This window comes from Sphingobium sp. ZW T5_29, from assembly GCF_044987515.1.
Classification (GTDB): Bacteria; Pseudomonadota; Alphaproteobacteria; order Sphingomonadales; family Sphingomonadaceae; genus Sphingobium.
In genome coordinates this window covers 48,795-62,558 of the sequence record NZ_JBJDRM010000004.1, presented here as the reverse complement: position 1 = coordinate 62,558, position 13,764 = coordinate 48,795, and the positions used below count along the sequence as shown (strand labels likewise).

Annotated in this window: 12 protein-coding genes and 1 pseudogene; 1 reads left to right on the top strand and 12 read right to left on the bottom strand. The window is 63.6% G+C overall.

From position 1 onward, the window contains the following. Position 1 precedes the first annotated feature (1 nt). The 12 genes and pseudogenes from ACI3KQ_RS04180 to ACI3KQ_RS04125 all read right to left on the bottom strand — a co-directional run bounded on the left by ACI3KQ_RS04180 (position 2) and on the right by ACI3KQ_RS04125 (position 12,318). Positions 2–187: a YbdD/YjiX family protein gene (locus ACI3KQ_RS04180; protein WP_404955092.1), complete on the bottom strand. Its 186-nt coding sequence runs from the start codon at positions 185–187 to the stop codon at positions 2–4. Beyond that, positions 184–2,232, bottom strand: a complete 2,049-nt coding sequence (locus ACI3KQ_RS04175; protein ID WP_404955090.1) for a carbon starvation CstA family protein — start codon at positions 2,230–2,232, stop codon at positions 184–186. Before ACI3KQ_RS04175 ends, ACI3KQ_RS04180 begins: the two co-directional genes overlap by 4 nt. Positions 2,233–2,320: 88 nt before the next feature. Beyond that, positions 2,321–2,767, bottom strand: a complete 447-nt coding sequence (locus ACI3KQ_RS04170; protein ID WP_404955088.1) for a DoxX family protein — start codon at positions 2,765–2,767, stop codon at positions 2,321–2,323. Positions 2,768–2,836: 69 nt separating this feature from the next. Further along, positions 2,837–3,271, bottom strand: a complete 435-nt coding sequence (locus ACI3KQ_RS04165; protein WP_404955086.1) for a pyridoxamine 5'-phosphate oxidase family protein — start codon at positions 3,269–3,271, stop codon at positions 2,837–2,839. 168 nt (positions 3,272–3,439) lie between these two features. Beyond that, a complete protein-coding gene (gene yihA, locus ACI3KQ_RS04160; RefSeq protein WP_404955084.1) occupies positions 3,440–4,087 on the bottom strand; it encodes a ribosome biogenesis GTP-binding protein YihA/YsxC in 648 nt (215 codons plus the stop codon). A gap of 95 nt (positions 4,088–4,182) precedes the next feature. Beyond that, a complete protein-coding gene (gene yidC / locus ACI3KQ_RS04155; protein WP_404955082.1) occupies positions 4,183–5,886 on the bottom strand; it encodes a membrane protein insertase YidC in 1,704 nt (567 codons plus the stop codon). Between the two features lie 31 nt (positions 5,887–5,917). After that, positions 5,918–6,130: a membrane protein insertion efficiency factor YidD gene (gene yidD / locus ACI3KQ_RS04150; protein ID WP_404955080.1), complete on the bottom strand. Its 213-nt coding sequence runs from the start codon at positions 6,128–6,130 to the stop codon at positions 5,918–5,920. Between the two features lie 512 nt (positions 6,131–6,642). Beyond that, positions 6,643–6,963, bottom strand: a pseudogene (gene rnpA / locus ACI3KQ_RS04145) (ribonuclease P protein component); the annotation flags it as partial. A gap of 83 nt (positions 6,964–7,046) precedes the next feature. Further along, the gene (gene rpmH, locus ACI3KQ_RS04140; protein ID WP_007683189.1) at positions 7,047–7,181 is read right to left on the bottom strand and encodes a 50S ribosomal protein L34; all 135 of its coding nucleotides are present in this window, start codon (positions 7,179–7,181) and stop codon (positions 7,047–7,049) included. Between the two features lie 173 nt (positions 7,182–7,354). After that, positions 7,355–8,122, bottom strand: coding sequence for a DsbA family protein (locus tag ACI3KQ_RS04135; RefSeq protein WP_404955077.1), 768 nt, complete (start codon positions 8,120–8,122; stop codon positions 7,355–7,357). Further along, on the bottom strand, positions 8,119–9,468 hold the full coding sequence (locus ACI3KQ_RS04130; RefSeq protein WP_404955458.1) for a M48 family metalloprotease: 1,350 nt from the start codon (positions 9,466–9,468) through the stop codon (positions 8,119–8,121). Before ACI3KQ_RS04130 ends, ACI3KQ_RS04135 begins: the two co-directional genes overlap by 4 nt. A 177-nt stretch (positions 9,469–9,645) precedes the next feature. Then, a complete protein-coding gene (locus ACI3KQ_RS04125) occupies positions 9,646–12,318 on the bottom strand; it encodes a ribonuclease E/G (RefSeq protein WP_404955075.1) in 2,673 nt (890 codons plus the stop codon). 459 nt (positions 12,319–12,777) lie between these two features. On the opposite strand from ACI3KQ_RS04125, the gene ACI3KQ_RS04120 reads away from it, so the two are divergent. Continuing rightward, entirely contained in the window at positions 12,778–13,707 is a 930-nt protein-coding gene (locus tag ACI3KQ_RS04120; RefSeq protein ID WP_404955456.1) for an N-acetylmuramoyl-L-alanine amidase, read from the top strand. Positions 13,708–13,764: the final 57 nt, after the last annotated feature.

Below are 13,764 nucleotides of genomic sequence, written 5' to 3'. Positions count from 1 at the left end.
GTCAACAGCATTTCCCGCCATTCCGCCCGCCATAGCGCGCTTCCTGCCGCTCGCGGAAAAACTGCCTGCGGTCCATGGCCGCCTGGCCGGGATGGTGATCGCGCATATGGGCCAGATAGGCGTCATAATCGGGCATGCCGACCATCATCGCCGCGATTTGCCGGATGCGGGGCAGCCAGCCGCTCATTCCGCTGCAACCAGTTGCGCCGGAATTTCCCTGGCGGTGGGCTGGGCGATCCGCCGTGCGGCGAGGCAGGTGCGGATGGTGAAGAACAGCACTGACAGCACCACCGCCAGGAACAACGCGACCAGGCCAGCGTCCACCCGGTCGTTGAAGATGATCTGCCGCATTTCCGCCATCGACTTGGCCGGGGCCAGCACATCGCCCTGGTTCGCCGCCGCGCTGAACCTGTCGGCATGGGCCAGGAACCCGACCTTGGGATCGGCGGAAAACAGCTTCAACAGCCCCGCTGACAGGGTGCAGATCAGCAACCAGACCGTCGGGACAATCGTGACCCAGGCATAACGTTCCCGCTTCATGCGGAACAGGACCGCCGTCGCCAGCATCAGCGCGATGGCCGCCAGCATCTGGTTGGAAATGCCGAACACCGGCCACAGCGTGTTAACCCCGCCCAGCGGATCGGTAACGCCCTGATACAGGAAAAATCCCCAGGCCGCGACCGTCAGCGCCGTCGCGACCAGGCCCGGCAACAGGGAACTCGTTTCCTTGAACGTCGGCACCGCCAGCCCGATCAGGTCCTGCAGCATGAACCGCCCGGCGCGCGTGCCCGCATCCACGGCGGTCAGGATGAACAGCGCTTCGAACAGGATCGCGAAATGATACCAGAATGCCTTCATCGCCGGGCCGCCCACCACGTGGGAGAATATCTCCGCCATCGCCACGGCCAGCGTCGGCGCGCCGCCGGTGCGTGAAATGATGGTATGTTCGCCAACATCCTTCGCCGTCTGCGCGATGACATCGGGCGCGATCGGGAATCCCATCGCCGTCACCGCCGCCGCCGCGCTGCTGGCGTCCGTGCCGATGACTGCCGCCGGACTGTTCATCGTGAAATAGATGCCGGGGTCGAGGATCGAAGCACCGACCAGCGCCATGATCGCGACAAATGCTTCCATCAGCATCGCGCCATAGCCGATGATCGGGGCGTCGCTTTCCCGCGCGATCAGCTTGGGCGTGGTCCCGCTCGCGATCAGCGCGTGAAAACCGGACACCGCCCCGCAGGCGATGGTGATGAACAGGAACGGGAACAGGCCGCCCGACCATACCGGGCCATTGCCGTTCACGAACTGAGTCACCGCATGCATTTTCAGCGGCGGGGCCATGATGACGATGCCGATCGCCAGCGCGGCGATCGCGCCGATCTTCAGGAAGGTCGACAGATAATCGCGCGGCGCCAGCAACAGCCACACCGGCAGCACCGACGCCACCGCGCCATAGCCGATCAATATCCAGCAAAGCTGCAACGGCGTGAAGGTAAAGACCGGCCCCCAGAAAGACGACGCCGCGATGGATTGGCCATAAACGATCGCCGCCAGCAGGCCGACCAGCCCGATCAGCGACACTTCCCCGATCCGCCCCGGCCTGATCCATCGGGTATAGGCGCCCATGAACATCGCCAGCGGCACGGTCGCCGCGACGGTGAACATGCCCCACGGACTTTCGGCCAGCGCCTTCACCACGATCAGCGCCAGCACCGCCAGAATGATGACCATGATCATGAATGCGCCGAACAGCGCGATCGTGCCCGCCACCTGACCCATTTCCATGCGGATGAGCTCGCCCAGCGACTTGCCGTCCCGGCGCATGGATATGAACAGGATCATGAAATCCTGCACCGCGCCTGCCAGCACTACGCCCGCGATGATCCAGATCGTGCCGGGCAGATAGCCCATCTGCGCGGCCAGGACCGGGCCGACCAAAGGACCTGCGCCTGCGATGGCCGCGAAATGATGGCCGAACAGCACGACCCTGTCCGTGGTCACATAATCCAGCCCGTCGGCGCGCCGCACGGCGGGGGTAGGGCGGCCATCGTCCAGCCGCATCACGACCCGCCCGATGTAGAGCGCATAATAGCGGTAGGCGACCAGGAAACTGCTGGTCGCGGCCACCACGATCCACAGCGCGTTGACCGCCTCGCCACGGGACAGGGCGACCACCGACAAAGCAGCCGCGCCGACAATCGCTATCAATATCCAGGGGATGTGCCGGGTCATCGCTCTCTCTGCCTGCCCGCGTCGGGCTACCTGTGTCGGATTGGCCCGGCACAGTAAGGCTCTGGCTTGCAAACACAATCGCCCGGAGTCAGCCCCGCCGGAAAAAGGGCCAGCCGGTCACTCCGCTGGCCCATAGCGCCCACCAGATGATGACAGGCTGCAGCGCAAGGCGCGGCCCATGATACCACCAGCCCGGATGCACGCCGCCCAGTGGGATATCGTTGATCGCGTGATGAAAATTGGCAGGCCAGACGCACAGGGCATAGAGCGCCAGGCCCAACCCGGCTGCCCGGCGCAGCCGTGGAATGTGCAGGGCCACCGCACCCGCGATTTCAGCCACGCCCGTCAGCGCGACAATGTCAGAAGGGTAAGGCGCCCAAGGCGGCATGATGGCCAGAAAACCCGTGGGCCGCATCAGGTGCGCGATCCCCGCCGCCATATAGAAAGCAGACAGCAGCCACCGCGCGCTGCATCGCGCCTTGCCTTCGCGCGTCGATTGCCGGGGCGGCTCCACCTCTTCTCCGGGATATGCCATCGCCGTTATGGCATCATCTGCTGACTCGGAAAATGCTCTAGTGCCAAAATCGAACCATCCAGCTCCACCTTACAGGACGATTTCGCCTTCATCCTTCCCGTCCCAATAATGGGCGCGCTCGGCATGCACCTTGATCATCACGATGCCGGGCGTGTCGATGCCATCGTCGAACCAGCGGTCCAGGTCGGGATTCCAATGCTGTTCGAACCGGGCCTTGTCGCGGATCAACTCCGCCCGGCCTTCGATGGCGACGAACAGCGGACGCAGGCCCAGCAGCCCGCCCTTGCCCTGGAACGACAGGCCGACCTGCGAATCGCGTGCAATATCCTGCACCATCAACGTGTCGGCGGTGGTGAAATAATAGCTGTCGCCATCATAATCGACGTCGCGATTGTTGCTCATCGGGCGGGACCCGATGCAGCCACCCTCGCTGTGGGTCGACAACATCGCGAAATCGATGTCCTTCATCTTCTCGGCAAGTTGCGCGATCGTGCGTTGCGTCATGTGGCTCTCCTTCATGTCGCTGCCCGAACGCGCCAGCGGCGCAGTGGTTCACGTTGCTCTCTGATCGCTGCTGCGCCCGGCGGAGGCGGTTCGGTCAGGCCTGCCGCGCGTGCTCCTGCGCAGGCAGGAGCCCAGTCCGGCCTTGGATACGCCCCTGCGCAGGCGTCCTCAGCCCTGCGTCACGCTCTCCAGCACGGCAGCGCGCAATTCGGCGATGCCCATGCCCTTTTCGCTCGACGTCTGGATGATGTCGGGATGGGCGGCGGGCCGCTTGCGGATCGCGTCGGCGGTCGCCTGCGTCACTTCGGCCAGCTCGCTGGCCTTCACCTTGTCCGCCTTCGTCAATATGATGCGATAGCTGACGGCGGCGCCGTCCAGCATGTCGAAAATGTCGGTGTCGACATCCTTGATGCCATGGCGGCTGTCGATCAGGACCAGCGTCCGCTTCAGCGCCGCCCGGCCGCGCAGATAATCATTCACCAGGAACCGCCATTTGCGCACAATGTCCTTGGGCGCCTTGGCATAGCCATAGCCCGGCATGTCCACCAGCCGGAACCGCAGCGGATCGCCAACGTCGAAGAAGTTCAGTTCCTGCGTGCGGCCCGGCGTGTTCGACGTGCGGGCCAGGCCGTTGCGGCCGGTAAGCGCGTTCAGAAGCGACGACTTGCCGACATTGGACCGGCCCGCGAAAGCGACTTCGTTGACCGACATGTCCGGCAGGAATTTCAGGTCCGGCGCTGATCTCAGGAACGCGATCGGCCCGGCGAAGACCTTGCGCGCTTCCTCGATCAGGTCGGGATTATCTTGTTCGGTCACCGCAAACTCCGTTCGCCCTGAGCCTTGTCGAAGGGCTCTTCTTCTCTGCAGGTTAAAAGCAGCGCTTCGACAAGCTCAGCCCGGACGGGTCCCTGTTACTTCACAGCCGCCGCGCTCAGCACGGGATGGCGCTTGTACAGCCACCATTGCTGCAGCATCGACAGGCAGTTGTTGGTGATCCAGTAGACCAGCAGGCCCGCCGCGAACGGCGCCATGATGAACATCATCATCCATGGCATGATCGAAAATATCTGTTGCTGCATCGGGTCCATCTGGGCCGGGTTCAGCTTGAACTGCAACCACATGGAAATGCCCAGCAGCAGCGCCAGCACGCCGATCGCCAGGAAGGACGGCGGGGTGAAGGGCAGCAGGCCAAACAGGTTCAGGATGTGCAGCGGATCGGGCGCGGACAGATCCTGGATCCACAGCACGAAGGGCTGATGGCGCATTTCGATCGTCAGCTGCAACACCTTGTATAGTGCAAAGAAGATCGGGATTTGGATGAAGATGGGCAGGCATCCGGCAAGCGGGTTCACCTTTTCCCGCTTGTACAGCGCCATCATCTCCTGCTGCAACTTGGGCTTGTCGTCCTTATATTGCTCCTGCAGCGCCTTCATCTTGGGCTGCACCGCGCGCATCGCCGCCATGCTGGCGAACTGGCGCTGGGCGACCGGGAACATCAGCGCCCGGACGACGAAGGTCAGGCAGATGATGGCGACGCCGAAATTGCCGATATGTTCGAACAGCCAGTGCAGCAGGGCGAAGATCGGCTTTTCAAACCAGTAGAACCAGCCCCAGTCGATCGCGCGGTCGAACAGCGGCACGCCTGCGTCCTGATAGGCTTCCAGCGTCTTCACTTCCTTCGCGCCGACGAACAGGCGAGCGGTCTGGGTAATCGCCTTGCCGGACGCCAGCACCGTGGGCTGCAGGCTGTAATCCGCCTGATATTGGGTGCCCCCGCCTTTACGGAATTGCCCGCTAAACGCGGCGTTCTGATCGGGGACCAGCGCGGACAGCCAATATTTGTCCGTAAAGCCCAGCCAGCCGCCGGTCGACTGGAAGCTTTGGGTCGACGGGCCTTCGTCCAGGTCCTGGTAATTGACGTCATAATTGGCCGCGCCGTTGAACACGCCCATCGGTCCGATATGGATCGTCCATGTGTCGGGGTCATGGGGAATGCCCATCCGGCTGACATAGCCATAGGGTTTCACGCTCACCACGCCCGCGCCGCTGTTCGACACCTTCTGCTGCGCGGTGATCATGTAATTCTGGTCGACGGTGAAGCGGATTTCAAAGCTCTGGCCCGCGCCATTGTTCCAGCGCAGCGTGACCGGGCTGGTGGGCGTCAGTTCGCTGCCCTCCGCCGTCCACACGCTGTTGGCGTCGGGCAGTTTCAACCCTTCGCCCTGCCAGCCGAAACCGGCAAATGCGGCGTCCTTCGTTCCCGACGGGCTGTACAGCCGCACAGCAGGTGCATTTTTCGCAATGGTTTCGCCATAGGTCGGCAGCACGATATCATCGATGCGCGCGCCCTTCAGGTTGATGGACCCGGTCAGCTTGGGCGTGCGGATCGGCACGCGCGGGCTTTCCTGCAGCACCAGATTGCGGTCGCGGATGGCGGACGGGCTGTCCGCGGTCGGATCGGCGCCGGGCTTGGGCAGCGGCTGGGCGTTGCCGCCTTCGATCTTCGTGGCGGGCGGGTTGGCCGCCGGAAAGAAATGATCTGCGATATAGGGCCAGCCGAACAGGATCGCCGCGGTCAGCAGCACCGCCAGAATGATATTCTTCTTGTCGTCCACGATTGTCGGCTCCGCCGTATTGAATTCGATATTATGGGACCGGGTCGTAACCCGAACCGCCCCATGGGTGGCATCGCATTAGCCGCTTAGTCGCCAGCCAGCTACCCTTGACCGCACCATATTTGCGCAGCGCCTGAATGGCATATTCCGAACAGGATGGGGCATAGCGGCACGTCGGCGGCAATATGCGCGAAGGGCCAAGCTGCCAGACGCGCGCGACCAGGATGAGGATGCGGCTGATCATGACGCGCCACGGTCCCGTTCATCCGTCTCGTCCCCGCGCTTCGGCTGGACCTGCGAAGGCTTCGACTCAGCCCCACGCTCCGACTGGGCGTGCGAAGGCGTAGACCCAGCTCCATGCTCCGATCGGGCCTGTGAAGGCGTCGACCCAGCACTATGCTCCGGTCGGGTCTGTGAAGGCTTCGGCCCAGCCCCACGCTCCGGTCGGGCCTGCGAAGGTGTCGACCCAGCACCCTGCTCCGACTGGAGGTGCGGAGGCTTCGACCCAGATCCGCGCTCCGATCGGGCCTGTGAAGGCGTAGACCCAGCTCCATGCTCCGGTCGGGCTTGTGAAGGCTTCGACCCGGCCCCATGCTCCGACCAGACCTGCGAAGGCTTCGGCCCAGCCCCACGCTCCGGTCGGGCCTGCGAAAGTGTCGACCCGGCCCCGCCGCTGCGGTCATCGGCATCTTCTGAACCCGACTTCTGCCGGTCACTGCTTCCGCCCGATTGCCTCTGCACGGGCACTTCGCCCTTGCCGGTCGCGGAAGCCGTCTTTTTGCGGGCGGGTCCACGATATTCACCGGCGGGTCTGCTCATCACCTTGCGCAGCGCCTTTTCCAGCTCCGACCGAAGCAGCGAGAAATCGCGCTCCACGCCGTCGTTGCGCCCGATCAGCACATGATCCGCGCCAGCCACGCCATGGGTGGGGAGGAGTTCCCGCGCCAGAACGCGAAAACGGCGCTTCATCCGGTTACGAACGACAGCGCCGCCAATCTTTTTCGTGACCGTGATGCCGATACGCATCGCCGGGTCGCCATCGCCACGTTCGCGCACCAGCAGGACAAAGCCCGGCATCGGCGCGCGCCGTCCACGATTCGCCGCCAGGAAATCAGCGCGCCGACCAAGAACAGCAGGCGCGCGTGTCGGCGGCGCGTCGTTCAGGCGCTCAGGCTCTTGCGGCCACGGGCGCGACGGGCGCGCAGCACGTTGCGGCCACCGGGGGTCGCCATGCGAGCGCGGAAACCGTGACGGCGCTTCCGAACCAGATTGCTCGGCTGATAGGTGCGCTTCATCGTTCATTCCTCAAAGCAAACGTAAAAATCGGGCGTGACAAAAAAGGGCCGCAACGGGGCGGCCGCATGTCAGGGGGCGTCCGATAGGCAAAAGGCGTCCTTGAGTCAATGGCGCTGGCGGGGGCGACAGTCGCTTTTCGCAAGGCTCCCAGGGACAGCCATTTGCCGCCCTCTTATTCCTTCCGCGCCACCTCGATCGCCTTTTTCAGCGCGTCATATCCGACCGCGCCGTTCAGCACCTGGTTCCCGACGACGAAGGTCGGCGTGCCGCTGGCCTGCAGCCTTTGCGCCAGCGCGATGTTCGACTGGATTTCGGCGTCATATTTGTTGCTGGCCATGGCCGCTTCCGCCTCCGCCCGGCCGATGCCGACGCTGACCGCCGCCTTCAGGATGGATTCGCGCGTCACCTTGCCTTCTTCATAAAGGGCGCGATGGAACGGCATATATCGCCCCTTGTCCGCCGCCAGCAGCGAAACCTTGGCCGCGTCGCCACTGTCGTCGGACAGGATCGGCAGTTCGCGATAGACGATTTTCAGCCCCTTATCCTCGTTCACCAGCCGCGTGAGGTGGGGGAGGGACGCACGGCAATAACCGCAGGCATAGTCGAAAAATTCGACCAGCGTGACATCGCCCTGGGCCGCGCCTTCCCACGCCCCGGCATAGGGGGTTTCGATTGCCTGGCGGCTGGCGTCGATATTGTTCGCCATCCGCTTGGCTTGCAGCCTGTCCACCGCTTCGGGAATGATTTCGGGATGTTCCAGAATATAGTTGCGCACAATCTGTTCGATCGCGGCCTTGTCGGCTGAGCTGACACCCTGGCCATTCTGCATGGCCAGCGACGTGCCCGCAGCAGCGGCAAGGAAAGCCAGGGCGCCAAGGGTCATCTGCATCGTCCTGTTGGAAAGGGCGGCACGGAATCCCGGCCGGGCTGTTTGCGTCATCTTTTCTTTCGCTTTTGTTCGACGGCCGCGCGTGAAACCATGGCGATATCCTGTGCGCGCAGATAGTCAACCGTGCCGGGCTTCAACCCCTGCATGGCCGCATCCGCACTGCGCAGCGCCATCTGGTGCTCACCCATCATCGCATAGCGTTCGGCGGTCGCCAGCGCGGCGCGTGGGATGTCGCCGCGCCGTTCATAGACAATGCCCAACTGATACCAGGCGAACGGATTTTCCCGATCCCGCGCCACGGCAATACGCAGGACCTGCTCGGCCTCAGCGAAATTCCGTTCATCTTCGGTCGCGATCAGGGCGTGGGCCAGCAATGTCCCGATCAGCGGCTGGTTGGTCGCCTTCACCGCTTCGCGCAAAGGCGGGATCGCGTCGGCGGGCTTGCCGCTTTCCAGCAATATCTGGCCCTTCAGCTCCAGAAAATAGGGATCATGCGGCGCCGCCCGCAGCAATGCCGCCACTTCGGCCATCGCCTTGTCAGGGTAGGCGCTCTTGTGCCAGGCATAGGCGCGGGCATAATGCGCCGGGATCGACTGGTCGCTTTCAGGATATTTGATCAAAGTCTGCCTGGGTTCGGACACATAGCCGACCAGTTTGGCCCTGATCCGTTCGAACCGCGCCTCCAGTCCAGGGTCGACAGGCCTGTCCCACGCCGGATCGACCGTGTAGACTTCCCGCAGCACATTGATGCGCTCGCCCGATAGCGGATGGGTGCGCCCGTAACTGTCATCCTGCGGGATGGCGAGCCGATATTCCTGGTTCTGCAGCTTCTTGAAAAATTCCAGGCTGCCCTTGCCCGACACGCCTGCCGTGCTCAGATAGCGCGCTCCGGCAAGGTCCGCCGAACTTTCCTGCGCGCGCGAAAAGGCAAGGAATTTGCTCATCGCCGCCTGCTGGCCCATGCCCAAGATGCCCATGCCCGCTTCCGCCCCGCCAGCGGCGATCGCCGCCGCGCCCAGCACCAGGCTGAGCAGGGTTATGCCGGTGGCCGCCTTCATTCCTTCGGACGACCGGATGACGTGCCCGCCCTCGATATGGCCCAGCTCGTGCGCGACGACGCCCTGCAACTGGTTCACATTGTCGGCAGCGGCGATCAGGCCGCTATGCACCCAGACATATTGACCGCCCGCAACGAACGCGTTGATTTCCGGGTCGCTGATGACCAGCACTTCGACATTGCGAGGGGACATGCCCGCCGCTTTCACCAGCGGCGCGGACATGTCGGCCATGAAGGCTTCGGTTTCCGCGTCGCGTAATATCTGCTGCGCCATGGCCGGGCGCACGGTCAGCGCCACGCACATAGCGGCGATCGCGCCCATGCGGAGCCAGCGCCGCATCATCAAGGGATGCTCCGATATGGCATGGGGTTCAGCATCGGCGGCAACCGATGCCTGCTTCGGCATGAACTTGGCCTGAAGCAGCAGCGCCGCCACTTCCCGGCGAAATCCGGTGAAATGGCGGCGCTGCTCCACATGGTCCTGACTCTTCTTACTGGTCGATCTTATCGACCGATCTTACTGGCCGAAAGTGCGCTGCCACCATCCACGACGGGGGGTGGATCCGTCATCTTCGGTCTGGACGTCGCTGCTTTCGGCGCTGTCCACCACCACTGGCGCGGCGACACTGGCGCTCATGTCCTTGGGCGCCGGAGCGACGTCGGCAATGGGCGTAGCGGCAGCGGGCGCGGCGGCGACGGGTTCGGCATCCGCCTTCTTGCGACGCGTCCGCTTGGGCTTGGCAGGCGCTTCGGCTTCAGTTTCGACCGGGGCAGGGGTCGGCGTTGCCGCCTCAGCCTCTATATCGGCCTTTTTCCGGCGGGTCCGCTTCGGCTTGACCGGTGCTTCTTCGACGGCCGCTTCAGCGGGCGCTTCGACAGGTGCTGCTTCAGCGATTTCGGCTGCGGGGCTTTCCTTTGCCTTGCGCGCTCGCGGGCGGCGACGCGTCTTGGGTGCGTCCTCCTCGACTGGCGCTTCGGCGACGGTATCGGCCACAGGCGCGGCTTCTACAGGCTGCTCGTCCGAAACCGGTTCGACTGCGGCTTGCCCGGCATCGGCCAGAGCTTCCTCCGCCACGCCTTCGCCACCTTCGCGCCGACGACGGCCACCGCGACGCCCGCGACGTCCGCGACGACGGCCCGGCTCATCGCCTTCGTCGCCATTGTCGGCAGCCGCCTGAACCTCATCGGTTTCGGCTTCAGCGTCGCCTTCCTCCGCCGGTTCGGCACCCTCGGCCTGGACGTCATGTTCGCCCTCACCTTCGGCACGGTCGGCACCGCCGCGACGGCGACGGCGACGGCGACGGCGGCGGCCACCTTCGCGCTCTTCGCCACGGTCGCCACGGTCGTCGCGTTCGGTTGCGGCTTCGACCTCTTCGATCTCTTCTTCGTCCAGTTCCTCGACGACGTCGATGTCGTCATCATCCTCGACCAGCGGGGCATAGGTGACGACGCGTTCGGGGCGCGGCCCGCTGGCCTCGACCGACATGCGCGCGCCTTCGACTTCGCCATCGGGCAGGATCGCGATGGTCACGCCATAACGCTGCTCGATCTCGTCCAGTTCGCGGCGCTTGTTGTTGAGGACGTAGAAAGCCGCTTCCTGGCTGGCGCGCAGGGTGACCATGTCGCCCCGGCCCCGTGCCGCTTCTTCTTCCAGCATGCGCAGCGCCGACAATCCCGCCGACGACGCGGTGCGGACCAGGCCCGTGCCTTCGCAATGCGGGCATTGGCGGGTCGATGCTTCCAGCACACCGGTGCGCAGGCGCTGGCGGCTCATTTCCATCAGGCCAAAGCCCGATATGCGGCCGACCTGGATGCGGGCGCGATCGTCCTTCAACGCCTCCTTCATCGCCTTCTCGACCTTACGGATGTTGGAGTTCATCTCCATGTCGATGAAGTCGATGACGACCAGGCCCGCCATGTCGCGCAGGCGCAGCTGCCGGGCGATTTCGCGCGCGGCTTCCAGATTGGTGGCGACGGCGGTCTGTTCGATGCCATGTTCGCGGGTCGAACGGCCAGAGTTGATGTCGATCGACACCAGCGCCTCGGTCGGGTTGATGACCAGATAGCCGCCCGATTTCAGCTGCACGACCGGATTATACATCGCCGCCAGCTGATCCTCGACGCTCGCGCGCTGGAACAGCGACACCGCATCGGCATATTGCTTCACCCGGCGCGCATGGCTGGGCATCAACAGCCGCATGAAGTCCTTGGCGGCCTTATAGCCTTCCTCGCCCTCGACGATGACCTCGTCGATATCCTTGTTGTAGATATCGCGGATCGCGCGCTTGATCAGGTCGCTGTCATTGTGGATCAGCGCGGGCGCGGCGGATTGCAGAGTCTTTTCGCGGATCTCGTCCCACAGGCGGGCGAGATAGTCGAAATCGCGCTTGATCTCCGGCTTGGTGCGCTGAAGACCTGCGGTGCGCACGATGCAGCCCATGCTGGACGGCAGCGCCATTTCGGCGATGATCGTCTTCAACCGCTTGCGGTCCGCCGCGTTGCTGATCTTGCGCGAAATGCCGCCGCCATGCGACGTGTTGGGCATCAATACGCAATAACGGCCCGCCAGCGACAGGTAAGTGGTCAGCGCCGCACCCTTGTTGCCGCGTTCTTCCTTGACGACCTGCACCAACAATACCTGACGGCGCTTGATGACGTCCTGAATCTTGTAACGGCGGCGCAGCGCCATGCGCTTGCGGCGCAGTTCCTCGGCGGCATCATCGCCTTTTCCACGACGTCCGCGACCATTGCGGCCATTTTCCGCCGCTTCGCCGCCTGGGGCCTCGCCTTCATGCTCCTCATCGTCATGATGATGCGTGGCTTCGACCAGTTCCAGCCCGTCGTCCGCGCCATGTTCCTCGTCATCGTCGAAATCGGCGCGCAGCGCGGCCTCTTCCTCGGCATGCTCGCGTTCTTCGCGCAGCAACGCCTCGCGGTCCTCGCGCGGGATCTGATAATAATCAGGATGGATTTCGCTGAACGCCAGGAAACCGTGGCGGTTGCCACCATAATCAACGAAGGCCGCCTGCAGGGACGGTTCTACGCGGGTGACCTTGGCCAGGTAGATATTGCCTTTGAGCTGTTTGTGCTCGGCCGATTCGAAGTCAAATTCCTCGATCCGGTTTCCCTTGACGACCGCGACCCGGGTCTCTTCCCGGTGGCGCGCATCGATCAGCATACGCATTGTCATTTATGTTTCTCCGGCGATGACCGCCAACGGCGCCAGGCCGGGCAGTCATGCGATAAAATAGGGACGACAGCGATTGCGCCGCCAGCGGCGTGGATCGCGGCATCGTCCGGTTCTGTTGGATAATATGCGCGTCTGCTGCTTTGGCAGGGCCGGGCAATTCGCCGGTCCGAACCATCCACGCCGCATCGCCCGGGATCGGGTCAAGCGGGGGATGGAAATCATGCCTCATGCAGCGTCAACCTGTTGCGACATCGAATTCGGGCGTCGTTCGCCCGCCGATGCGATCTTGAAATCTTCCTGAGCGCCTTGTCGAAATTTGGTTGCCGAAATTTGGACAGGCTTTCAGGAATATGAATGGGTAGCAGTCAAAATGCGCCCTAGCAACGTCTGGCCGAAATAATGTTTCATGTGGGGGCAGTCCTTTGACACGGATCGAAGGTCGAACGCTGCGCCGCTCATATTTGGCTGGACGATTGCGGGTCCGCGCGGCACAAGCGCGCGATGTTCCACGCTCTTGTCCTGGTCGGCGCGATTTTTTCCGCTGCGCCCGGCAATGACGGCGGCGCCGCGCTCGACCCGGTCGCGCAGATGGCGCCTCGTCCTGCAAAGCGGGTGCACAGCATCACCGTTCCCATCCCTCCCGCGGGGCGCGGCCTGGAATTGCCCCGTGTGGACGGCCCCCGCGACGCATCGCGTCCTCTAGTCGTCATCGACGCTGGTCATGGCGGCCATGATCCCGGCGCGATCAATGCAAAGCTTGGAAAGCAGGAAAAGGACCTGACGCTCGCCATTGCGCAGGCGATCCGCGACGCGCTGGTAAAGGCCGGACGCCTTCGCGTGGCGATGACGCGGGACGACGACCGCTTTCTCGTCCTGCAGGAACGCTATGACATTGCGCGGCGGCTGAACGCGGACCTGTTCATCTCCGTCCACGCCGATTCCGCCGATAATGAACAGGCGCATGGGGCCACCGTCTACACTTTGTCGGAAATCGCGTCCGACCGCGAAGCCGCGCGCCTCGCCGCTCGTGAAAACAAGGCGGACATCTTGCACGGCGTCAATCTGGGCGGCCAGCCGGATGATATATCATCTATTCTTATCGACCTGACGCAACGCGAAACCATGACTGTTTCAGCGACCTTCGCGCGCGTCCTGAAACGGGAAGCCTCCCCCTACATGGATTTCCGAACCCCCTATCATCGCTTTGCTTCACTCATGGTTTTAAAGGCCCCCGACACACCATCGGTGCTGTTCGAAACCGGCTATCTCAGCAACAGCGACGATGCCGCTTTCCTTTCCTCCCGCGAAGGCCAGGCACGCATCGCACGCGGGGTAACGCGCGCTATCGAAGTGCATTTCGCCCGCAATGTAGCGCTGACGCCGCGTTAGGCGCAGCGCATCCCGTCGATCCGCTCTGGCGCTGCGCCTATTTTGACCCTAGAGCCT